We start from the raw sequence: 22,093 nt of genomic DNA on the forward strand, positions 1-22,093 counted from the left end.
TCCCTGGTCCGGGATCAGGCCGCGTGGAGCACCCGCCCGTCATGCCCGGCGACGAGCAGGTCGACCAGCGCGCCCGCCTCCACCCCCACCGGCAGCCGCACCGGCAAAAACCCTTCCGTCCGCCCGATGCCGCCGCGCTCGGCGAGCACCCGACGGGTCTCGCCGACCTCGCGGTCGAGGCGGCGCGTGAAGGCGGCGGCCCCGGCCTCGCGCAGGCGGGCGGCGCGCTCGCGGATCTCGGAGGGCGCGACCTGCGGCATCCGCGCGGCCGGCGTGCCGGGACGCGGCGAGTAGGGGAAGACGTGGAGCTGGGTAAGCCCGCATTCCTCGACGAGGTCGAGGGAGCGGGTGAACTGCGCCTCGGTCTCGGTCGGGAAGCCGGCGATCAGGTCGGCGCCGAACACCGCGTCGGGGCGCAACCGCCGGATCTCGGCGCAGAACCGGATCGCGTCGTCCCGGCCGTGGCGGCGCTTCATGCGCTTGAGGATCAGGTCGTCGCCGGCCTGGAGCGAGAGGTGGAGATGCGGCATCAGCCGCGCCTCCTCGGCGAAGGCCGCCACCAGTTCCGGATCGGCCTCGACGGAATCGATCGAGGACAGGCGCAGGCGGTCGAGGTCCGGCACGCCGCGCAGGATCGCCCGCACCAGGGTGCCGAGGGTGGCGCCGCCGAGATCGCGGCCATAGGCCGTGAGGTCGACGCCGGTGAGCACCACCTCGCGGGTGCCGGCCGCCACCAGGGTGCGGACCTGCGCCACGGCGCTCGCCACCGGCACCGAGCGCGAATTGCCGCGGCCGAACGGGATGACGCAGAAGGTGCAGCGGTGGTCGCAGCCGTTCTGCACCGGCAGGAAGGCGCGGGTGCGGGCCCGCATCGGCACCGCGTCGGGGAGGGGATCGGCTCCCGGCGCCATCACGTCGTCGATCCGCACCCGCTCGGGCGCGGGATCGGCCCAGATCCCTGCATCCAGCTTGCGGCGGTTGCCGAGGATCTCGGCCACCTCCGGCATCGCGGCATAGGCCTCGGTCTCGACCTGGGCGCCGCAGCCGGTCACCACCACCCGCGCCGCCGGATTCGCCCGGGCCGCGGCACGGATCGCCTTGCGGGCCTGGCGCCCGGCCTCCGCGGTCACCGCGCAGGTATTGACGAGGAGGAGGTCGGTGCGGCCCGCAGCCTCCGCCTGCCGGCGCATCGTCTCCGATTCGGCGGCGTTGAGGCGGCAGCCGAAGCTCAGGACCTCGACGGACATCAGGCCGCCCCGAACAAGGCCGGGGCGAAGGTGCCCTCGTGCTCCAGTTCGGTCGGTCCGGTCATGCGGACGTGGTCGTCCTCGCCCCAGGCGATGCGAAGATCGCCGCCCGGCAGGGTCACGGTCGCCTCGCGATCGGTCAGGCGCAGGCGCGCCGCCGCCACCAGCGACGCGCAGGCGGCGGTGCCGCAGGCCCGGGTCAGCCCGGCGCCGCGCTCCCAGACCCGCAGGCGGATGTGGCCGCGGTCGAGCACCTGCGCCAGCGAGATATTGGCCCGGTCCGGAAAGATCGGGTGGCATTCGAGCAGCGGGCCGATCCGGGCGAGATCGTAGGTGTCCGGGTCGCGCTCGACGAAGAACACGGCGTGCGGGTTGCCCATGCTGACGGCACCCGGCGAATGCAGCACCGGATCGTCGATCGGCCCGATCTGCAACTCGATGCGCCGGGTATCCGGGAACGGCTCGGCCAGCGGGATCTCGTCCCATCCCAGGCGCGGCGCGCCCATGTCGACGGTGAAATCGACGGGCGAGACGCGAACGACCTCGAGGAGCCCGGGCCGGGTCTCGAGAACGAGGTTCTGGCCCAGCGTCGGACGGGCCATCACCGGATCGTCCAGCATCGCCCAGGCGACGCAGCGGGTGCCGTTGCCGCAGGCGCCGGCCTCCGAGCCGTCGGTGTTGTAGATCCGGACATGGGCGTCGGTGCCCGGGGTCACGGGATCGTGCAGCACCATCATCTGGTCGAAGCGCGAGGCCGGATCGGCCGCGATGGCGCGGGCCTCCGCCGGCTGGACCCGCAGGTCGGTCCCGCGCAGGTCCAGCACCACGATCTCGTTGCCGAGCCCGTTCATCTTCAGGAAACGGCGATGGGCGAGGGGGGACACGGGCGGGACTCTCCGAAACGGCAGCGCTCAGATGGGGGGCTGAGGGTGTATGGACCAGAACCGGCGCGCAGGCGAGCCGACGGGAGGAGGCCTCCTCACGCATCCGCGATCGACCCGCAACGGCTTTGCGCTTGACGCGTTCGATTGGTCCGGCGATGCCGGCCCACGCCCGAAGCGGAAAGCTGCGCCCGTGATGAAGACCCGTCTCCCGACGATCGCGATCGGCCTCGTGGCCACCCTGGCCTGCGGGGCTTCGGTGCTGGCCCAGCAACCGGCCCAAGTTCCGTCCCAGAGCCCGGCTCCGGCTCCCTCGCCCGCGGCGCCGCCGGCCTCGACGCCGTCGCCGGCGCAATCGACGCCGCTGCCGACTACCACGGCGCCGGGCCCCGGCCCGGGGACCAACCAGGCGCCGACCCCGCCCGCCCCCGACAAGGCCCTGCCGCCCTCGACCCCGGTGCCGCCGACGGCGGGGCGGGTGCCCCTCGTCGCCAATCCGGGCGACCCGTCAGACGTGGACGAGGTGACGCTGCCGGCCAAGCCCGCGGCGATCCTGTCCGGCACCGCGAAATGGGACCAGGCGGTCCCGAACCTCAAGGACGCGATCGCCAAGATCGAGGCGGCGCTGGCAGGAGCCGGCGTCAAGGCGACCGGCAAGCCGATCTCGGTCTTCACCCGCACCGACGACGACGGCTTCCAGTACGAGGTGATGGTGCCGGTCGAGGCCGCCCCGAACCCGCGCCCCGCCGGCCTGCCCGACGACCTGCGCTTCGGCTCGACCCCGAGCGGCAAGGCCCTGCGCTTCACCCACAAGGGCCCCTACGAGGGCATCGACCAGACCTACGAGACGGTGACGGCCTATCTCGATGCCAAGGGCATCCTGGTCCAGGACGCGTTCGTGGAAGAATACCTGACCGCCCTCAACAGCCCGTCCGACGAGGCGCTCGAGGTCAACATCTACGCATTGCCGAAGTGAGGAGCTTGCGAGGGGCCGCGTGATCATCCCGACGGTCTTCACACCCTCCGCGTCAATCCGGGGCCGCGTAGCGGAGCCCGGACTTCAGAGCCGCGGATGGAGGAGACGAGGATGGAACGCCGACCGCTCGTTCCTGAACGACCTGAGTGTCCGGATTTCGGGCTCCGCCGTCGGGGCCCCGGAATGGCGCGGAGGGTTTCGGCGGATGTGAGCCGGATCGGGTAAAAAATCTGAAGGAGCCGCAGCGTCCCGGCTTCGGCCAGGCCTGGTCCGGCAGGGGGGCGCGAGCGCCCCCTACTTCATCGCCCTGACCCGCGCCAGGAACGCGTCGTAGTTCTCCGGCGTGAGAATCCCGACCAGCTTCTCGCGGATCCGCCCGTCGGGCCCGATCACGAAGGTCTCCGGCACGCCGTAGACCCCGAGATCGATGCCGACCCGGCCGGTCTCGTCGGCGCCGACGGCCCGGAACGGGTTGCCGTGGCGCCCGAGGTAGCGGCGGCCGTTCTCGGGCTGGTCCTTGTAATCGATACCGACGAGGTTCACCCCGTCGCGGGCGAGGCGCACGAGCATCGGGTGCTCGATCTGGCAGGGCGCGCACCACGACGACCAGACGTTCAGCACCGTCACCTTGCCCTTGAGGTCGGCGGCGGTCAGGCCCGGCACGGCGGCGCCGTCCCGGGTCAGGCCGGGAACCGGCGGCAGGGTGAAGTCGGGCACCGGCCGGCCGATCAGCGCCGAGGGTACGGCAGAGGGGTCGTAGCCGGTGGTCAGCAGCTTGCCGAGGAAGATGCCGGCGAGCGCGGCGAAGGCCAGCAGCGGCAGCAGGAACAGCAGCCGGGAGCGCCGCGGCGTCTCCTCGGCCTCGTCTCCGACGGGTTCCGGGATCGGCTGCACGGGGGCGTCGCTCACCGGCGGCTCCGCCGTGCGTCGTGCCCCTGCGGTTCCTGCGCCAGACGGGCGAGCGCCCGTTCCTGCGCCCGCCGGTCGAGGATCGCGTGGGCGACGAGGCCGACGACCACCAGGGCGGTGAAGCCGTAGGCGCCGAGGATGAAGGCGGCGTGCGGTCCGAGGTCCATGCTCAGGCGGCCTGCGGGGCGAGGAGGGCGGCGTCGAGCCGCTCGGCCTCGAGGATGGTCAGGGTGCGCACGCGACGGCGCAGGATCTCGGTGCGCATCGCCTGGAGATGGAGCGCGATGCCCAGCACCGAGGCGGCGGCGATCATCACCAGGAGGGGATAGAGCATGCTCGCGTAGATGGTCGGCCCGCCCATCCGCAGGATCGAGGCCGGCTGGTGCAGGGTCGACCACCAGTTCACCGAGAACTTGATGATCGGCAGGTTGATGGCGCCGACCAGCGTCAGGATCGCCACCGCCCGGGCGGCCCGGTTCGGGTCCTCGATGGTGCGCCACAGGGCGAGCAGCCCGCAATAGATCAGGAACAGCACCAGCATCGAGGTCAGGCGCGCGTCCCAGACCCAGTAGGTGCCCCACATCGGCTTGCCCCAGAGCGAGCCGGTGACGAGGCAGATCAGCGTGAAGGCGGCGCCGATGGGGGCGGCGGCGCGCTGCGCCACGTCGGCCAAGGGATGGCGCCAGATCAGGGTGCCGAGCGCCGAGACCGCCATGGCGCCGTAGAAGAACACCGCCATCCAGGCCGCCGGCACGTGGATGTACATGATCCGCACCGTCTCGCCCTGCTGGTAGTCGGGCGGGGCCACGAACCAGGTCAGGTACTGGCCGACGGCCAGCAGCACGATCGCGAGGCCGGCAACCCAGGGCAGGAGAGCCCCGGACCAGCGCATGAAGTGGCCGGGCTGCGCCAGCCGGGTGAGGAGACCCATCGCCATGGCGCGGGTGTAGCGCGCGGGCGCCTCGTTGAGCAATGCGGACGAACGGCGCAGAGGGCCGTGGCGGAGGGATGTGGAGACCGCGGAACGAAGCGTGGCGGTGACGGTTACCCCTGCGATTTTTTTGCGGCGATCGGAGTGTTCCCGCCATGTTGAAATGGGCGATCATCTTCTTCGTGATCTCGCTGGTGGCCGGTGCGCTCGGCTTCACCAACGTGGCGTCGGGCGCCCGCGGCATCGCGCGGCTGCTGTTCGGCCTGTTCCTGGTGATCGCGGTGGTGATCGTGATCGCAGCCGTGCTGATGGGGCAGGCGGTGTTCTAACGGCGAGTGGCCCTCCCCCGGTGCGCGGCGCCGGGGGAGGGCGGCGATGGCCTGCACGATACGCTTGGGCGTGAGGGACGATGCGACGGAGATCAGCCGCGTCGTCCTCTCGGCATTGGACGAGAGCAATGCGCGCGATCACGGTCAGGAGACCGTCGCGCGGGTCGCACGGAGCTTCGTACCGGAGGGGATCGCAGCGCAGATCGCGACGCGGCAGGTCTTCGTCGCGCCCGACGCGCAGGGGCGCGGCATCGGCCGGGCGTTGATGGGGGAGATCGAGCGGGCGGCCGAGGTCGCGGGCATCGCGGTCCTGACCCTGCAATCGTCCCTTACGGCCGAGGCTCGTCTGCCAGGCGAGTTTGCAGCTCATTGCAATTCTGCTATTTTCGTATATACATAAATATTGGGCCTTGAGGCATGAGGTTCATGTGGGGTGAGCCGAAACGGCAGGCGAACCTGAAGAAGCATGGCTTCGACTTGGCGGCTTTCGAGGAGGCATTCAGCTTCGAGCGGTTCCTCACCCTCGATGCCGAACCGAGCAAGACCGGTCGAGTCCGGTTCAAGCTGATCGGCTCTTGGTACGATGACGTCGTTGTCGTCGCGATCGTGTCCCCACTTGGATCGGAGGCGATCGACATCGTCAGCGTCCGTCCCGCCAACAAGAGCGAGAGGGCCCTCTATGACATCCACTAAACATGCGCCCGGATACGTCCCGAACCCTTTGTACTCTCAGGAGGATTGGGATGAGGTATCCGACAACCCATCACTGACGGATGAGGAGTTGGCTCGCGCGCGTCCGGGAACCGGGAACATGCCCCCCGAGATGGCCGCCGCGTTCACGAGCCGCGCCGGACGGCCGAAGGCGGACGCCAAGCGTATACCGATCTCGCTGCGGATCGACCCTGACGTTCTGGAAACCTTCAAGGCGACGGGTCCCGGCTGGCAGACGCGCATGCACGATGCTCTGGCCGAGGCCGCGCGGAAGCTGAAGGCCGCCTGAGCCCTACTCCCCCCACCGCAGCGCCGCCGCCGCCGCCAGCGTCCCGACCACCCCGGCGACGAGGCTCAACGCCCCCAGGATCGCCAGCGGCGTCGCGAACGGCACGGTTCCGGCCAGCGCCGCATCCGCCGCCGAGACGCCGAAGATCAGGGTCGGGACCATCAGGGGCAGCACCACCACGGCGAGGATCAGGCCGCCGCGGCGGATCGAGGCGGTGAGCGCCGCCCCCACCGCACCGATGAAGGTGAGTGCCGGGGTGCCGACCAGCAGCGTCAGGCTGGTCGCCGCCATGCCGGTGGGGCTGAGCGCGACGAGGAGCCCGAAGAGCGGGGTCGCCAGCGCCAGCGGCAGGCCGGTGGTGAGCCAGTGCGCCGTGACCTTGGCAAGCACCAGCACTTCCAGCGGGGCGGGGGCGCCGGTGAGGAGATCGAGCGAGCCGTCCTCCTCGTCGGCCTGGAACAACCGGTCGAGCCCGATGAGCGTGGCGAGCACCGCGGCGATCCACAGGATGCCGGGGCCGATCCGGGCGAGCAGGTTGAGGTCGGGCCCGAGGCCGAACGGCACCAGGGCGACGATCATCAGGAAGAACACCAGGGACAGGGCCCCCGAGCCGCCGATGCGGCCGGCGAGCCGCAGGTCGCGGGCGACCACCGCCAGGAAGGCGCGACCCATCACATCACCTCGGCGAAGGGATCGGCGGCGAGGTCGGCGCGCCCGGTGCGGAAGGTTTCCACGGACAGCTCCCGGGCCTTGTCCAGGCCGAGGGCCTGGTGGGTTGCGGCGATGACGAGGCCGCCTCGCGCCAGGTGCTCGCGCATCAGCCCGGCGAGCGCGGCTTGCGAGGCCACGTCGAGGGCGGCGGTGGGCTCGTCGAGGAGCCCGAAGAGCGGGGTCGCCAGCGCCAGCGGCAGGCCGGTGGTGAGCCAGTGCGCCGTGACCTTGGCAAGCACCAGCACTTCCAGCGGGGCGGGGGCGCCGGTGAGGAGATCGAGCGAGCCGTCCTCCTCGTCGGCCTGGAACAACCGGTCGAGCCCGATGAGCGTGGCGAGCACCGCGGCGATCCACAGGATGCCGGGGCCGATCCGGGCGAGCAGGTTGAGGTCGGGCCCGAGGCCGAACGGCACCAGGGCGACGATCATCAGGAAGAACACCAGGGACAGGGCCCCCGAGCCGCCGATGCGGCCGGCGAGCCGCAGGTCGCGGGCGACCACCGCCAGGAAGGCGCGACCCATCACATCACCTCGGCGAAGGGATCGGCGGCGAGGTCGGCGCGCCCGGTGCGGAAGGTTTCCACGGACAGCTCCCGGGCCTTGTCCAGGCCGAGGGCCTGGTGGGTTGCGGCGATGACGAGGCCGCCTCGCGCCAGGTGCTCGCGCATCAGCCCGGCGAGCGCGGCTTGCGAGGCCACGTCGAGGGCGGCGGTGGGCTCGTCGAGGAGCCAGAGCGGCCGGCGGCAGACGAGGAGCCGGGCGAGCGCCACCCGCCGGCGCTGGCCGGCCGAGAGATAGGCCACCGGCAGCCCCGCGGCGTGGGCGAGGCCCAGCCGGGCGAGCGCCGCGCGGGGCTCGAGGTCGGCATCGCCCAGAAGGTCGCGGGCGAAGGCGAGGTTCTCCTCGGCGGTGAGCGCGCCCTTCAGCCCGTCGCGGTGGCCGACGACGTGGAGGCATTCGGGAATCGTGCGCTCCCCGGCCTCCTCGGCGACGAGCCGTCCGGCCTCGGGCCGCAGCCGCCCGGCGAGGATGGCGAGCAGCGACGATTTGCCGGCGCCGTTGCGGCCGGTGACGGTCAGCGCCTCGCCGGCCCCCAGGGTGAAGGAGAGCCCGGAAAAGATGCGGCGGCCGGAGCGACGGCAGGCGAGATCCTCGGCGATCAGGCGCAAGGGCGGGGGGCTCCAGCGAGGGGGGTGAAGCGGGGAGGGCGGTCCGCGTTTACGCCAAGGCTGCCTCCGCGAGAATGGCCTGCCCCGGCGAGAATGACCGATTGCGCGGCCGACAGACCCGTAGCGGCCAGTTTCGAAGTGTTCTATACGCATCCCCGGCTGCGCCGCGCGACCTTCAGAGGCGTCCAAACCGTCCTTCGCGCATCCCAGTCCGGGCACCCCCGGGGCGGCGCGCGCACCGTTCGATTCTCGGCCGACAAGGCGAGGGCGGGCGGCAGACGGGCGCGTTCCTTGCGTCAAGCAGGACCGACCCCGCAGCGCATCCGGCCGAACACTTCTGAGTGGCGCAGGCCCTGCCTGTGCCGTGTTCGACAACCCCTCGCGAGGACCACGCCGTGGCATCCATCGACAGCTTCAAGGCCCGCCAGACCATCGAGGCCGGCGCCAAGACCTATACGATCTACGCGATCCCCCAGGCCGAGAAGAACGGCCTGCCGGATGCGAGCCGTCTGCCCTTCTCGATGAAGGTGCTGCTCGAGAACCTGCTGCGCTACGAGGACGACCGCTCGGTCAAGAAGGCCGACATCGAGGCCGTGGTCGGCTGGCTCGAGAACCGCGGCAAGACCGAGGTCGAGATCGCCTTCCGTCCCTCCCGCGTGCTGATGCAGGACTTCACCGGCGTGCCGGCGGTGGTCGATCTCGCGGCGATGCGCGACGCCATGGTGGCGCTCGGCGGCGACCCGCAGAAGATCAACCCGCTGGTGCCGGTCGATCTCGTCATCGACCACTCGGTCATCGTCGACGAGTTCGGCACCCCGAAGGCCCTGGCCGACAACGTCGCGCTCGAATACGAGCGCAACGGCGAGCGCTACACCTTCCTGAAGTGGGGCCAGTCGGCCTTCGACAACTTCTCGGTCGTGCCCCCGGGCACCGGCATCTGCCACCAGGTCAACCTCGAGTACCTGTCGCAGACCGTGTGGACCAAGCCCTTCGAGGGCCACGAGGTCGCCTATCCGGATTCGCTCGTCGGCACCGATTCGCACACCACGATGGTCAACGGCCTCGCCGTCCTCGGCTGGGGCGTCGGCGGCATCGAGGCCGAGGCCGCGATGCTCGGCCAGCCGCTGTCGATGCTGATCCCCGAGGTCGTCGGCTTCAAGCTGTCGGGCAAGCTGCCCGAGGGCACCACCGCCACCGACCTCGTGCTCACCGTCACCCAGATGCTGCGCAAGAAGGGCGTGGTCGGCAAGTTCGTGGAGTTCTACGGTCCCGGCCTCGATGACATGTCGGTCGCCGACCGCGCCACGATCTCCAACATGGCGCCCGAATACGGCGCGACCTGCGGCTTCTTCCCCGTCGACCAGAAGACCATCGACTTCCTGAAGGTCACCGGCCGCGCCGACGACCGCATCGCCCTCGTCGAGGCCTATGCCAAGGCGCAAGGCATGTGGCGCGACGCGACCACCCCGGACCCGGTCTTCACCGACACGCTCGCCCTCGACATGGGCGACGTGAAGCCCTCGCTCGCCGGCCCGAAGCGTCCCCAGGACCGGGTGCTGCTCGACGGCGCGAAGCCCGGTTTCGCCCAGTCGATGGAGACCGAGTTCAAGAAGGCCGCCGACATCGCCAAGCGCTATCCGGTGGAAGGCGCCAACTTCGACATCGGCCACGGCGACGTGGTGATCGCGGCGATCACCTCCTGCACCAACACCTCGAACCCGAGCGTGATGATCGGTGCCGGCCTGCTCGCCCGCAATGCGGTGGCTAAGGGCCTGCGCTCGAAGCCCTGGGTGAAGACCTCGCTCGCCCCCGGTTCGCAGGTGGTCGCCGAGTACCTGGAGAAGGCCGGCCTGCAATCGAGCCTCGACGCCCTCGGCTTCAACCTCGTCGGCTTCGGCTGCACCACCTGCATCGGCAATTCCGGCCCGCTGCCGGCGGCGATCTCGAAGTCGATTAACGACAACGACGTGGTGGCCGCCGCGGTGCTCTCGGGCAACCGCAACTTCGAGGGCCGGGTGAACCCCGACGTGCGGGCGAACTACCTCGCCTCGCCGCCGCTCGTCGTCGCCTACGCGCTCGCCGGCTCGATGCAGGTCGACATCACCACCGAGCCCCTCGGCACCGGCTCGGACGGCAAGCCGGTCTACCTGAAGGACATCTGGCCCTCGACCGCCGAGGTGCAGGAGTTCATCGAGGCCAACATCACCTCGACCCTGTTCAAGTCGCGCTACGCCGACGTGTTCGGCGGTGACCAGAACTGGAAGGACGTCGAGGTCACCGAGGCCGAGACCTTCGCGTGGAACGGCGGCTCGACCTACGTCCAGAACCCGCCCTACTTCGTCGGGATGGAGAAGGCCCCCAAGCCGGTGGAGGACGTGGTCAATGCCCGCATCCTCGGCCTGTTCCTCGACTCGATCACCACCGACCACATCTCCCCGGCCGGCAACATCCGGGCGGCGTCTCCGGCGGGCCATTACCTGCAGGAGCACCAGGTCCGGGTGCAGGACTTCAACCAGTACGGCACCCGCCGCGGCAACCACGAAGTCATGATGCGGGGCACCTTCGCCAACATCCGCATCAAGAACCAGATGGTGCGCGACGAGTCCGGCAGCGTGGTCGAGGGCGGCTACACCCTCTACCAGCCGTCGGGCGAGCGGATGTTCATCTACGACGCCGCGATGCGCTACGAGCAGGAGGGCACCCCGCTGGTGGTGTTCGCCGGCAAGGAATACGGCACCGGCTCGTCGCGCGACTGGGCGGCGAAGGGCACCAAGCTGCTCGGCGTCCGTGCGGTGATCGCCGAGAGCTTCGAGCGCATCCACCGCTCGAACCTCGTCGGCATGGGCGTGGTGCCGCTGGTGTTCCAGGGCGACACCTCCTGGGCCTCGCTCGGCCTGAAGGGCGACGAGACCGTGACGATCGAGGGCCTGGCCGGCGAGCTGAAGCCGCGCCAGACGCTCACCGCCAAGATCACCTCGGCCGACGGCTCGGTGAAGGAAGTCCCGCTGACCTGCCGCATCGATACGCTCGACGAGCTCGAGTACTTCCGCAACGGCGGCATCCTGCCTTACGTCCTGCGCCAGCTCGCGGCGTAAGGATCGGGCCTCTCCCCTCGGATGACACCGGAAGGGAGAGCTTTCGGAAACCGGGGAGCCCGTGACAGGCTCTCCGGGACCGCCATCAAAACGGGGGCCTTTCCGGCGGGAAGGCCCCCGTCCTGTTCTGGGGAAAGCCGCGATGAGCCCGGACGACAAGATCAACGGCCTGACCACGCTCTCGGCCCGCCACGGCGAGATGATCGCCCGGCTCTCCGAGGCGCAGTCCGACGTCGCCGCCAAGCAGGTGGCGCTGCAGATGGCGGTGCGCTTCGTCGCCGGCATCCTGCGCGGCGTCGATTCCGACCATTACCGCCACCAGCTCGGCGGCTTCCTCGCCATGCTGGAGGACGCGCTCACCCGCGAAGACCCGGATTCCGACCTCGCCCGGCGGGTGCTCGACACCGTCAAGGCGACGCTGGAGCCGGAAGAGGCGGAGGAGGAGTAGAGCCGCGCCTCGATCGCGGTCGAGGAAAAACCCCTTCGAAATCCAGCGCGGGATCCCCTCTCCCACACGGGAGAGGGGAGGCGCGCCCTACTTTCCCCGGACAGCCCTGACGCAGAGGGGGAAGCGTTTGCGATAGCCTTCACTCCGGTCCGGTGACGGACTACACGTCCACGCCGGTCCGCCTGCCGCTGCTCGCGCAAGATCAGCATGGAAATCCGGCGATCCGTGCCTCACACTCGGAGAGAGCAGGCCCGCGCCCCGGCCGGGTTGGCCACCTGCGGTCGCAGATGTCGGTTCGTGTCATGTATCCTTCGCGAGGCCTGTCGTGAGTCTTCCCGAAATCGTCGTCTTCGGCCGCAGCGAATTCGAGATCAGAAGTCCCGGGCCGGATATCGACGTCGAAACGCGGCAACTGAACTGCTCGTTTTACCCGGACGATCGCGATCTCGAACAGATTCTCATCGCGAAACGGCCGCACGTGATCGCGACCTTCGGCGAGGAGGCGGCATTCCGGAACCTGATGCGCGCGCCCTACGAGGTGCGCAAGCGCTGGATCAATTTCGCGAGCGATGCCGATGCCGACGAGATCGGCCGGCAGATCTTCTATTGTTTCCTCGACAATGCGACGGCGTTCCGTCGCTCGCGCCCCCTGGTGAGCGTCTTCACGCCGGCCTATCGGTCGGGCCACCGGATCCTGCGTCCCTTCCAGTCTCTGCGCTCCCAGACCTACGTCGATTGGGAGTGGATCATCGTCGACGATTCGGACGATGACGGGGCGACCTTCTCCGAATTGAACGCCCTGGCCGCGCAGGACCATCGCATCCGCGTCTATCGCCCGCACCGACCCTCGGGCCGCATCGGCGACGTGAAGCAGACGGCCTGCCGCCTGGCCGGCGGCGACATCCTCCTCGAACTCGATCACGACGACGAACTGACGTCGTTCAGCCTGGATGCTGTCGTGGCGGCGTTCGACCGGCATCCCGACGCGGGTTTTCTCTACACCGACTGGGCCGAGGTCTTCGAGGACGGGCGCAACGCGACCTACGGCCAGGACTGGGCCTTCTTCTACGGCCGGGATCGGGTCGAAACCTACAACGGCCGGGACTACATCGTCCACGAGGCGCCGAAGATCAACGCCAAGACGATCCGGCACATCGTCTCGGCCCCGAATCACATCAGGGCGTGGCGCAAAGATTTCTATCACAGCATCGGCGGGCACAACCCGGATCTGGCCGCGGCCGACGATTACGAGTTGTGCGTGAGGACGTTCCTCCATACCCGCATGATCCTGCTGCGGAAATTCTGCTATATTCAATACTACAATGAAATCGGGAACACGCAGAGGCTGCGCAACAAGGATATCCAGCGTCTCACCCGCGCCGTCAGCGAGAAGTACGACGCGCGAATCCACCAGCGCTTCGTCGATCTCGGCGTGGACGATTTCACCTGGGATGCCGGCCGCAACGCCACCGACTGGTCGCGGGCCAACCCGGTCGTCGAGCCGCATTGCAGCCTGATCGTGGGGTGAAGCCCGGCGTCCGTTCACGTCTGCGCGAGAGGAATGTCCGGCGCTGCCGGGCGAACCATAACGGGCGGGGCCCGAACCCCGGGCCCTGGTTCCCGGAGTGTCCTCATGCCCTTTCTCAGGACGATCGCAGCCGCCGGCCTGATGCTGGCCGCTGGCGGTTCCCTCGGCGCAGCGCTCGCCGCGCCGCAGGTCGAGCGCCTGCGCGGCACGATCGAGCGCGTCGAGGCGGACGCGGTCACCATCCGCACCCGCGCCGGCACGGTCGAGACCGTCCGGCTCGGCTCCGGGACGCGGGTGGGGCAACTGGTGCCGGCGAGCCTCGATCAGGTCAAGGACGGCAGCTTCATCGGCACCGCCGCCAAGGCCGGCGCCAAGCCCGGCGACCCGCCGGTCGCTCTCGAAGTGCTGATCTTTCCCGAGGCGATGCGCGGCGCCGGGGAGGGGCATTATCCGTGGGACCGGCTGCCCGACGGCGCCGGGCCGGTCGAGACCAGCATGACGAACGGCACGGTCAAGGCGCCGGAGGTCGAGACCAGCATGACCAACGGCACCGTCGGAGGCGGCGGCACGGGCGCCAGCGGCGGCCGCACCCTCACGGTGTCGTACAAGGGCCAGAGCCTCGCGGTCGCGGTGCCGCCGGGCACGCCGGTCGTGATGCTGGAACCGGCCGACCGGGCGGTGCTGGTGCCGGGTGCCAAGGTCTTCGCCGCGGCCGTCCGGGACGGGGACACGCTCGACGCGCGCAGCATCTCGGTCGGCAAGGACGGGCTGACGCCGCCGATGTAGACCGGACCCCGAACCACCGGGCACCGCCACGGTTAACGAAGCTTAATTCCTGCGGCGCGCGACCAAATCGGCCGCGACCGCTCGCTATCACAGACCGAGTCGTGCCCGGCCGAGAGGAATGCCCGAAAATAAGGCGCAACTGCCGTCCCGGACGTGCGTTGTTCATCCCGAGCCGGTCTTCCGGCGACGGAGATCGACCCCAAGTCATCGACCAAGTCTCGTCGCCGTCGGGGGCCGATCGGCGCCGCCCACCTCACCCCTGTCCTCGATGGAGCCGGGACCCCTGTTCCCGTAATCGCGCCATGAAGCTGATCCCGAGCAATCACGCCGCGAGCTACGGACAGACGCACGCGACCGCGTCGTCCCTGGCCGATGCGTTGCTGCTCGCCAAGCTCGGGCAGGACTTGCGATCGCTGTACACCGACGTCACCGACGAACCGGTGCCGCGGGAACTCGATACCCTGATCGGCCGGCTGCACTCGGTGCTGGGGAACGAGCTGGGGAAGAGCGACTAGAACCGGTTCCGGGCCGGGCCGGGACTTCGACGAGGGCTCTCCGGGACGGGGCGTGACTGTACCGCGGAAGTGACAAACCCGGGAAGGGTCGGTTCGATTCGCGATCACGCCTTGAGTGCGGGCGCGAAACAGTGTGGGGTGCGCCTCCCGAGCCGTCAGCCCCCCAGCCTCATGCCTTCCCTCTCCCACCTCCGCCTCGCCCTTCCGCTCGCCCTCCCGCTCGTTCTGGCCCTCGCTCTCGTCGGGAGCGCGTCCGGCGTCGGCGCCGCCACGCCGCCCGCACAGCCGAAGGAGGGGCCGGGCGGCCAGGCCTATGCCGCCGCGAGCGTGGTGAAGCGGGCGCTCGGCCGGGCCGGCGCGGTCACGCTCGCCTATTACGGCAACGGGGCCGCCCCGGCCGGGGGGCGTCCGGTGGCGGTGCTGCTCCATGCCTGGGGCGCGGTGAACCCGCAGGCCTATGGGTCCTGGATCGAGCACCTGGCCCGCTCCGGCTACCTGGTGCTGTTTCCCCGCTTCCAGGAGGTGGGCCGGACCCGCCCGGTGGATGCGAGCGGCATCGCCGCGACCCTGGTGAAGGACGCGCTCGCGGAACTGACCGGCGACCAGGAGGCGAAGCCCGACACGACCCGCCTCGCGCTGATCGGCCACCTCGCCGGCGTGCCGCTGGCGGCCAACATCGCGGCCCATGCCAGGACGACCGGCCTGCCGGCGCCGCGGCTGATCTTCGGCGCGATGCCGGGCGGCATCGCCCGGGACGACAAGGCTCGCGGCATCGCGCTCCACGACCTCAACGACGTCGACCCCGCGACGCTGATCGTCACGGTGATCGGCGACCGCGACGCCCGCGCCGCCGACATCGCCGCCCGCCGGGTGATGCGGGAGACCACCGGCGTGCCGACCGACCACAAGCTGATGGTCCGCGCGCTGTCCGACGATCACGGCTTCCCGGCGCTCTCCGCCACCCTGGCCGCGCCCGCCGGCGGCAACGCGGCCTATGACCTGGGCCAGATCAAGCTGCCGGCCCCCGACCCGAAGCAGAAGCCGGCCCCGTTCAAGTGGTCGGCCGACATGACGCTCACCGGCGAGCAGACCGTGCTCGTCGGCCAGATCAACGCCGCCGGCACCGACAGCCTCGATTACCTCGCCTTCTGGAAGACTTTCGACATGGCGGCGGCCGCCGCGTTCTCGGGCCAGACTGCCACGAGCCTGAAGAGCAACCCGCGCTTCATCGACATGGAGCGCTGGAGCGACGGCTGGCCGGTGCGCCGCCTCAGCCTCGAGACCCCGCGCCCGCCGGCCCCGCCCAAGCCCGCGGCGCCGGGTGCCGCGCCGGCCCCGGCGAAGCCCGCCGCCAAGCCGACGGCGTCCGGTCGGGGGCAGTGAGCGGACGGAGCGGATCGGTGATGAAGGCCGCCCAGCCGTAACCTCTCCCCACCCCCGGCCTCATCCTGAGGTGTCGGCGATCGGAGATCGACTGACACGTCACGGTGAGGTCGCGGAGTGGACGATCGATAACCAGAACAACAGGAGGAACCCCATGAAGCTCTTCTACGCCAAGGCATCCCCGTTCGTCCGCAAGGTCCTGGTCGTCGCCCACGAGCTCGGCCTGTTCGACAAGCTGGAGCTGCTCCCGGCGGCCGCGCACCCGATCAACCGCGACGCCAACATTCGTGCGCAGAACCCGCTCGGGCAGGTGCCGACCCTGCTCCTCGACGACGGCACCGCGCTGGCCGACAGCCGGGTGATCTGCGAATACCTCGACCATCTCGGCGCCGGTGGTTTCTTCCCGGCACCCGGCCCGGCGCGCTGGACGGCGCTCGCCGCGCAATCGACCGGCGACGGCCTCCTCGATGCGGCGCTGCTCTGCGTCTACGAGACCCGGGTGCGCCAGGAGACCGAGCGGTCGCCGGCCTGGGTCGCCGGCCAACGCGAAAAGATCGTCGATGCCCTGGCGCGGATCGAGGCGGCGGCGCCGGAATTCGGCGAGCGGGTCGACATCGCCACCATCACCTATGGCTGCGGCCTCGGCTATCTCGACCTGCGCCTGCCCGATCTCGGCTGGCGCGAGCGCGCGCCTGCGGCGGCGGAGTGGTACGCGCGGTTCGGCGAGCGCCCGTCGATGCAGGCGACCCGGCCGGAGTGAGGATCCGAGCTGCTGGCGCGGCTCTTGCTGCTCGTCCGGGCAGACAGGCTCCGGGCAAGATTGCCCGGGTCTGATGGTCGTGCCACCGGCCGGCGGGCCGGCGGCGGTCGCATCCTCGCCCGCAAGGGGGCCTCGCTCATGAACGACTTCGTCGCTCTCCTCCTCGCCGCCCTGACCTTCTGCCTCGGCTACTGGGCGGCGGGATGGGCCGTGCGCCTCGCCGTGCGGTTCGATCTCGGCCACGCCCATCTGGGGGAGGGGAGCATGGCCCAGCTCTGCCTCGCGCTGGCGGCCGCGGTCGCGGCCTGGCGCCTCGCCAGGGGGCCTGCACCCGCCCGGGCCTGATCCGCCATCCATGCGGGCGGCGTCTGGCCGCCCTGCTTTGCCGCCCGTTGCGCGATGCGCGCCTTTTTCGCGACTCTCCGTCGAGGGATGGAGGTCGGGCCATGTCGACACGTCTGCTGCGGAAGGTCGCGATCGTGTTCGGGGCGGGCTCCGCCGGCACCGGCTGGGGCAACGGCAAGGCGGTGGCGGTCGCCTTCGCCCGGGAGGGCGCCCGGGTGATCTGCGTCGACCGCGGCCTCGCCGCCGCCGAGGAGACGGCGCAGATCGTCGTCGAGGAGGGCAACGAGGCCGAGGCCTTGTGCGCCGACGTCACCGATTACGACGCCGTGGCGCGTGCGGTCGCCGCCGGCGAGGCGCGGTTCGGCCGCCTCGACATCCTGCACAACAATGTCGGCCTGCCCGAAGCCGGAGGCCCCGAGGATCTTGACGAGGAGACCTGGCGGCGGGCGATCGAGGTCAATGTCGGCGGGGTCTGGCGGACCTGCAAGGCGGTGCTGCCGGGCATGCGGGCCAGGCGTTCGGGGGCGGTGGTCAACATCTCGTCGGTCGCCTCCCGGCGCTGGACCGGCACGCCGGCCTTCGCCTACGCCGCCGCCAAGGCGGCGGTGAACCAGGCCACCGTGTCGGTGGCGATGCAATATGCCCGCGACGGCATCCGGGCGAACGCGATCCTGCCGGGCCTCCTCGACACCACGCTGGCCGACGAATGCCGCGGCGCCGGCACGCCCGAATCGGGCCGCGACCGCCGGGTCCCGCTCGGCCGCCTCGGCGAGGCCTGGGACATCGCCCACGCGGCGGTCTTCCTCGCCTCCGACGAGGCCCGCTTCATCACCGGCGTGTGCCTGCCGGTGGATGGCGGCCAGAGCTGCAGCATGGCGGCCCTCGCCTGATGGACCCGGGAGGGGGCCGACCTTCGGAAACAATGTGGCCCGGGCGTTACAGCGCGCGGCGAAGCGACGACGGCGGCCAAGCTCTCCTTTCCCGGGATCGCCGCGACGGCTAGGCTTTCCGGCATAACGGCGCGGCGAGCCCGGACGGGCCCGCCCATGCGCCGCCTGGAGCCGGCCTCCGGGAATCCGATCAGGGGTTCCGGAGGTTCGGCTTCGCGTGATCCGGGAAAGCGACCGAATGCGGACGACCATCAAGGCTGCCTCGACCACGCGGGCCGCCCGCCGCGTTGCGGCTGCGGCGACCTTGGCCCTTCTCGCGGGCTGCGCCACGCCGGTTCTGACCCAGACCGGCCTGCTGACGCGCTACGACCACCTGACCTCGAGCGAGGCCACCGCGACGAAGTCGCGGATCTTCATCGACAAGGCCGCGATGGCCCGGGTGCGCACCGTCCGCATCATTCCCACCACCTTCTCGGCGGCGGTCTCGGGCCCCGGCGTGACCGAGCAGGAGCGCCGGGTCGTCGCCAACGCGGCCGACCGGGCGCTCTGCTACGAGCTGTCCCTGCGCTACGACGTGGTGTCCTCCGGCCCCGCCGACCTGACCATCCGGTCGAACGTCACCCGGGCGAGCCTCACCAACGTGCCGGCCTCCGGCGTCGCGGTCGGCGCCTCGGCGGCGATCACCATCGCCGCGCAGGTCGGCGTCGGCTTCGCCGATACGATCGGCAAGGTGCCGGTGCCTCGCCTGCCGATCGGGCTCGGCGACCTCACGGTCGAGGCCGAGGCGCTGGATGCCCGCCGCCAGCAGCGCGCCGCGATGGTGTGGGCCGGGGGCGCCAACTCCTTCACCAACCAGGCCCGCTTCTCGCCCGTCGCCGACATCTACGACCTCGCCGGCGATTTCGGCCAGGATTTCGGCTCCTACCTCGCCACCGGCGAGGACCCGTTCGAATCCGAGCTTACCATCCCGACCTACGACCGCATCCGCGTGACCGTGCTGGGCGAGATGCCCCGTGATCCGGATTGCCAGGCTTTCGGCCGGGCGCCCGGCATCGACGCCATGATCGGCGACTCCTTCGGCCTGCCGCCGGACTGGACCGACAAGGGACCGACCGCCGGGCGGTGACGGGGGAGGGCGCCTCGGCGGCGTGAAGGCTCGACCGGGCGACGGGCGAGCCCGGACGGGGAAACGCGGCCGCGACGTCGCGCGAGAGCGACCATCCCGTCGCCGGCGTCGAGCAGGTGCGCGAGAACCGCGGAGTCGATCAGGCCGTGGCCGCCGCGCGCCGGGATCCTCGTCGGGCGACGGCGGACGGCCCTGCGCCGCGTCACGCGCTGGAGCGCGCCATGGCCGACGGATGGCGGGGACAATGCGAACGGGGCGGGGAGCGTCGAGGGCGCTCGGACCCCCGTTACGGCGGAAACACCGTCGCCGCGAAAACTATCGCCAAAAATATATAGAGTATCCGAGGAATGGCTCGGCTCGAGAATGAGACGAGGCCTCCCCGCTCCCGAACGGGAGGGGGAGGCGCACCATTTTTCCTCAGGCGGCCCCGCCTCGGGCCGGAGCTGGGAAAGAGCCGTCAAGCGGCCTAGAAATACGACTTAAGCGGCCCACGGCGGCGCACGTCCAGCGTGGCGCAGTGGAACGATCCGCCGAACGGGCCGTAGGACAGGAACGGCGTCGGGATCGGGTCGAAGCCCCAGTCCTTGAGCGCCTTGATCAGCGTCGGCTGGCTCGCATCGACGACGATCTTCTTCTCGTCGATGGCAAGAACGTTGATCGAGGTCCAGGGCGAGCACATCGAGATCTTGCTCATGAAGCCCTCGACGGGGTCGGGGCGCGGGGCGATCAGCACGTCCCACTTCTTGAGCACCGCCGGCAGCTTCTCGACGTCGATGTAGTCGGGGTTGACCAGCACCTTGCCGGGGGCGAGCGGCATGAACGACGAATCGATGTGCATCGGCTGCGGGCAGCGGCTCTCGATCTCGTGGATGCGGAAGCCCGGGCCGAGGTGGCGGCGCAGCCACTCGATGCCCATCAGGTTGGTCACGTTGGAGCGGGTGACGAACAGGTCGCGGCCGCAGCGCACGAAGTCGGCCGCGTCGAAGACCGGCTCGAACTCGTTCACCGTGAACTGCATCGGCTCGCCGGCCTTCAGGTTCGGCACCCGGTAATCGTAGTTGTAGAGGTCGTCGGTGAGCTGGGGCCGCGGCGCCGAGGTCCAGCGCGCGCCGGCCCGGAAATACTCCTTGAACAGCGAGCGGTAGGCGTCGCCCTCGAAGTAGCGCGAGCGCCAGCACATCGGGCTCTCGATGATCTCGTCGCCGATCACCAGATACGGATCGCGCGGGCAGGCGACGCAGAAGCCGCGCGACGACCAGCGCGGCGCCCGGAACTTCTTCGAGAAGTCCACGGAATCGGGACGGCGGATCTTCACGCCCTCGCCGGCCAGGATCTTGATGAAGCCGTCCAGCTCCTGCTGGGCGAGCTTCTTCATGAATTTCGGGTACTTCCAGCCCGAGGCGAACCGGTAGAACGGCTGGGCGGCCCGCGGCAGGTTGAAGATCACCGTCAGGTGGTGGGTCGGGATCGTGGCGCCGTCGAGCGAGCCGACGATCACCTCTTCCAGCGGGTCCCACTCGTTCCAGGCCATCACGGGCGATTGCGGCGCCGGCGCGCGGCCGGGGGCGTCGCCCCCGAACGACGTCAGGTCGTGCGCGGTCGTGTCGTCGAGCGCGCCGCGCTCGGCCTCGAAGGTCGTCTCCCGATCCATGATGTTCGTCCCCTGGTGGCCGTCACGAGCGGCCTTCTTTCGCGTATCCGGCCCCCGCCGGCCGAATCGGGGCGGGGAGGACGATGCGCCGTAAAGTGAGCTTGCGGCGATGCTTGGGCAGGCTCGGCTTGCGCGGCCCTGCTTGTGCCGAAAAGCCGCGCCGGTGAGATGTGCCGGTTTCGCCGGCACTGTGTCCGGGCGGTGATAGACAGCGCCCATCAAAGCTGCAACGTGCCGAGGTGCAACGGCGCCCCTTTGTTTCGACCCCGTTGCCGGAATGGCGCGCCGCTTGAGGCCACAGCCGCTGCGACAGAAAGAGGGTCATGAAGCGACTGACGACACTGGGCCTGATCGCCGGCCTCTGCACCGTGATCGGCCTGTTCGTCTCCTCGGGACCGGAGGCGGTCGCCGCGGCCCTGTGGGCGTCCGGCTGGGGCGCCGTGCTGGTCGTGGTCGCGCGCTTCGTCGCCGTCGCCTGGGCCGGCTTCGGCTGGTGGATCGTGTTTCCCCGCGGCGAGACGCCGCTGCTGCGCGCCTGCATCGGCGTGCGCTTCGTGCGCGAGGGGGTGAACACCCTGCTTCCCGTGGCGCAGGTCGGCGGCGACCTGATCGGCGCCCGGCTGCTGACCCTGCACCGGGTGCCCGGGGCGCTGGCGGGTGCCAGCACCCTCGTCGACCTGATGGTCCAGGCGCTCACCCAGTTCCTGTTCACCGTGGCCGGCCTCGGCATCCTGGTGGCGCTCGGGGGCGACGGGCCGATCGTGCATTACGTGGGCCTCGGCCTCGTGGTGGCGGCGCCGGCCCTCGTCGCCTTCTACCTGGTGCAGCGCCGCTTCGGCCAGAGCCTGCTCCAGGCGGCGATCGACCGGTTCGCCGGCGGGCGCGAATGGCGGATCTTCGGCGCCGTCGACGTGCTGTTCGAGCGCCTGCGCGCCCTCTACGCCGCCCGCGGCCGCATCGTCGCCGCCATCGGCACGCATCTCTTCGGCTGGATCATCGGCACCCTCGAGGTCTGGATCGCCCTGCGCTTCATGGGCTACGAGGTCGGCTTCCTCGAGGCGATCGTGATCGAGAGCCTGGCCCAGGCCGTGCGCGGCGCCGCCTTCGCGGTGCCGGGGGCGCTGGGCGCCCAGGAGGGCGGCCTGATCGCGCTCTGCGCGGTGTTCGGCATCCCGGCCGAGGCGGCGCTGGCCCTGTCGCTGATCAAGCGGCTCGCCGACCTCGCGGTCGGTCTGCCGAGCCTGATGCTCTGGCACGCGATGGAGCGGGAAGCCGATCAGGGCCGCACGCCTGCGGCCGGGATCGGCGCGGCCCTGCGGACATGGCTGCGTCCGGGCCGCGCACACTTGCGCCAATCCCATGTGCCTGCCTACGGCTACGCCGCGGCCCCCGCCGACGGCAAAGGAGAGTAACC

General features: G+C 70.5%; 25 protein-coding genes. 16 read left to right on the forward strand and 9 right to left on the reverse strand.

All coding sequences use genetic code 11. The features are described 5' to 3' along the window. Positions 1-14: 14 nt before the first annotated feature. Both mtaB and dapF read right to left on the reverse strand, forming a co-directional pair. Positions 15-1,247: a tRNA (N(6)-L-threonylcarbamoyladenosine(37)-C(2))-methylthiotransferase MtaB gene (gene mtaB / locus F1D61_RS31350; RefSeq protein WP_203155807.1), complete on the reverse strand. Its 1,233-nt coding sequence runs from the start codon at positions 1,245-1,247 to the stop codon at positions 15-17. Continuing rightward, positions 1,247-2,131 carry a diaminopimelate epimerase gene (gene dapF, locus F1D61_RS31355; protein WP_203155808.1) on the reverse strand — a complete coding sequence of 295 codons (885 nt, stop codon included), beginning with the start codon at positions 2,129-2,131 and terminating at the stop codon, positions 1,247-1,249. The genes mtaB and dapF overlap by 1 nt, the downstream gene beginning before the upstream one ends. A 193-nt stretch (positions 2,132-2,324) precedes the next feature. Here dapF and F1D61_RS31360 point away from each other — a divergent pair, with 193 nt between their 5' ends. Beyond that, complete coding sequence (locus F1D61_RS31360; RefSeq protein WP_203155809.1) at positions 2,325-3,104, forward strand: GyrI-like domain-containing protein; 780 nt, start codon at positions 2,325-2,327, stop codon at positions 3,102-3,104. A gap of 294 nt (positions 3,105-3,398) precedes the next feature. Here the strand turns inward: F1D61_RS31360 and F1D61_RS31365 are convergent, their stop codons facing one another. From F1D61_RS31365 to F1D61_RS31375, 3 genes are read right to left on the reverse strand one after another with little or no spacing between them, the layout of a single operon-like run. Further along, the gene (locus F1D61_RS31365; RefSeq protein ID WP_432443189.1) at positions 3,399-4,013 is read right to left on the reverse strand and encodes a DsbE family thiol:disulfide interchange protein; all 615 of its coding nucleotides are present in this window, start codon (positions 4,011-4,013) and stop codon (positions 3,399-3,401) included. Then, entirely contained in the window at positions 4,010-4,180 is a 171-nt protein-coding gene (gene ccmD, locus F1D61_RS31370) for a heme exporter protein CcmD (RefSeq protein ID WP_203155810.1), read from the reverse strand. Before ccmD ends, F1D61_RS31365 begins: the two co-directional genes overlap by 4 nt. Positions 4,181-4,182: 2 nt before the next feature. Further along, positions 4,183-4,950: a heme ABC transporter permease gene (locus F1D61_RS31375; protein WP_203159370.1), complete on the reverse strand. Its 768-nt coding sequence runs from the start codon at positions 4,948-4,950 to the stop codon at positions 4,183-4,185. 149 nt (positions 4,951-5,099) lie between these two features. Here F1D61_RS31375 and F1D61_RS31380 point away from each other — a divergent pair, with 149 nt between their 5' ends. Genes F1D61_RS31380 through F1D61_RS35510 form a run of 4 tightly spaced genes read left to right on the forward strand, consistent with a single transcriptional unit; the run spans position 5,100 to position 6,273 of the window. Further along, positions 5,100-5,273, forward strand: a complete 174-nt coding sequence (locus tag F1D61_RS31380) for a DUF1328 domain-containing protein (RefSeq protein ID WP_093564380.1) — start codon at positions 5,100-5,102, stop codon at positions 5,271-5,273. Positions 5,274-5,319: 46 nt separating this feature from the next. Further along, complete coding sequence (locus F1D61_RS31385; RefSeq protein ID WP_203155811.1) at positions 5,320-5,673, forward strand: GNAT family N-acetyltransferase; 354 nt, start codon at positions 5,320-5,322, stop codon at positions 5,671-5,673. A gap of 26 nt (positions 5,674-5,699) precedes the next feature. Then, positions 5,700-5,966, forward strand: a complete 267-nt coding sequence (locus tag F1D61_RS31390) for a BrnT family toxin (protein ID WP_348649407.1) — start codon at positions 5,700-5,702, stop codon at positions 5,964-5,966. Next, positions 5,953-6,273, forward strand: a complete 321-nt coding sequence (locus tag F1D61_RS35510; protein WP_203155813.1) for a BrnA antitoxin family protein — start codon at positions 5,953-5,955, stop codon at positions 6,271-6,273. The genes F1D61_RS31390 and F1D61_RS35510 overlap by 14 nt, the downstream gene beginning before the upstream one ends. A 3-nt stretch (positions 6,274-6,276) precedes the next feature. Here the strand turns inward: F1D61_RS35510 and ccmB are convergent, their stop codons facing one another. From ccmB to ccmA, 3 genes are read right to left on the reverse strand one after another with little or no spacing between them, the layout of a single operon-like run. Beyond that, on the reverse strand, positions 6,277-6,945 hold the full coding sequence (ccmB, locus tag F1D61_RS31400) for a heme exporter protein CcmB (RefSeq protein WP_203155814.1): 669 nt from the start codon (positions 6,943-6,945) through the stop codon (positions 6,277-6,279). Beyond that, entirely contained in the window at positions 6,945-7,505 is a 561-nt protein-coding gene (locus tag F1D61_RS34615; protein WP_246775633.1) for a heme exporter protein CcmB, read from the reverse strand. The genes ccmB and F1D61_RS34615 overlap by 1 nt, the downstream gene beginning before the upstream one ends. Continuing rightward, positions 7,505-8,152, reverse strand: a complete 648-nt coding sequence (gene ccmA / locus F1D61_RS31410; RefSeq protein ID WP_203155815.1) for a heme ABC exporter ATP-binding protein CcmA — start codon at positions 8,150-8,152, stop codon at positions 7,505-7,507. Before ccmA ends, F1D61_RS34615 begins: the two co-directional genes overlap by 1 nt. Before the next feature lie 395 nt (positions 8,153-8,547). On the opposite strand from ccmA, the gene acnA reads away from it, so the two are divergent. From acnA to F1D61_RS31460, 10 genes are all read left to right on the forward strand, one after another. Beyond that, on the forward strand, positions 8,548-11,247 hold the full coding sequence (gene acnA / locus F1D61_RS31415; protein WP_203155816.1) for an aconitate hydratase AcnA: 2,700 nt from the start codon (positions 8,548-8,550) through the stop codon (positions 11,245-11,247). 142 nt (positions 11,248-11,389) lie between these two features. Then, positions 11,390-11,695: a hypothetical protein gene (locus tag F1D61_RS31420; protein WP_048437003.1), complete on the forward strand. Its 306-nt coding sequence runs from the start codon at positions 11,390-11,392 to the stop codon at positions 11,693-11,695. 325 nt (positions 11,696-12,020) lie between these two features. Next, positions 12,021-13,223: a glycosyltransferase gene (locus F1D61_RS31425; protein WP_203155817.1), complete on the forward strand. Its 1,203-nt coding sequence runs from the start codon at positions 12,021-12,023 to the stop codon at positions 13,221-13,223. A 105-nt stretch (positions 13,224-13,328) separates the two neighbouring features. Beyond that, a complete protein-coding gene (locus tag F1D61_RS31430) occupies positions 13,329-14,009 on the forward strand; it encodes a metal ABC transporter permease (protein WP_246775634.1) in 681 nt (226 codons plus the stop codon). A 302-nt stretch (positions 14,010-14,311) separates the two neighbouring features. Beyond that, the gene (locus tag F1D61_RS31435) at positions 14,312-14,524 is read left to right on the forward strand and encodes a NepR family anti-sigma factor (protein WP_203155818.1); all 213 of its coding nucleotides are present in this window, start codon (positions 14,312-14,314) and stop codon (positions 14,522-14,524) included. A gap of 171 nt (positions 14,525-14,695) precedes the next feature. Then, positions 14,696-15,907, forward strand: a complete 1,212-nt coding sequence (locus F1D61_RS31440; RefSeq protein ID WP_203155819.1) for an alpha/beta hydrolase — start codon at positions 14,696-14,698, stop codon at positions 15,905-15,907. Between the two features lie 154 nt (positions 15,908-16,061). Next, positions 16,062-16,667, forward strand: a complete 606-nt coding sequence (locus tag F1D61_RS31445; protein ID WP_203155820.1) for a glutathione S-transferase family protein — start codon at positions 16,062-16,064, stop codon at positions 16,665-16,667. Positions 16,668-16,805: 138 nt separating this feature from the next. After that, on the forward strand, positions 16,806-17,012 hold the full coding sequence (locus F1D61_RS31450) for a hypothetical protein (protein ID WP_203155821.1): 207 nt from the start codon (positions 16,806-16,808) through the stop codon (positions 17,010-17,012). Between the two features lie 101 nt (positions 17,013-17,113). Next, the gene (locus F1D61_RS31455; protein ID WP_203155822.1) at positions 17,114-17,902 is read left to right on the forward strand and encodes an SDR family NAD(P)-dependent oxidoreductase; all 789 of its coding nucleotides are present in this window, start codon (positions 17,114-17,116) and stop codon (positions 17,900-17,902) included. A 238-nt stretch (positions 17,903-18,140) separates the two neighbouring features. Continuing rightward, complete coding sequence (locus F1D61_RS31460; RefSeq protein WP_203155823.1) at positions 18,141-19,028, forward strand: DUF3313 domain-containing protein; 888 nt, start codon at positions 18,141-18,143, stop codon at positions 19,026-19,028. Between the two features lie 466 nt (positions 19,029-19,494). Here F1D61_RS31460 and F1D61_RS31465 read toward each other — a convergent pair whose 3' ends face one another. Next, positions 19,495-20,679 carry an amidinotransferase gene (locus F1D61_RS31465; protein WP_203155824.1) on the reverse strand — a complete coding sequence of 395 codons (1,185 nt, stop codon included), beginning with the start codon at positions 20,677-20,679 and terminating at the stop codon, positions 19,495-19,497. A 323-nt stretch (positions 20,680-21,002) separates the two neighbouring features. On the opposite strand from F1D61_RS31465, the gene F1D61_RS31470 reads away from it, so the two are divergent. Then, on the forward strand, positions 21,003-22,091 hold the full coding sequence (locus F1D61_RS31470; protein WP_203155825.1) for a lysylphosphatidylglycerol synthase domain-containing protein: 1,089 nt from the start codon (positions 21,003-21,005) through the stop codon (positions 22,089-22,091). Positions 22,092-22,093: the final 2 nt, after the last annotated feature.

This window comes from Methylobacterium aquaticum (assembly GCF_016804325.1).
GTDB classification, from domain to species: Bacteria; Pseudomonadota; Alphaproteobacteria; order Rhizobiales; family Beijerinckiaceae; genus Methylobacterium; species Methylobacterium aquaticum_C.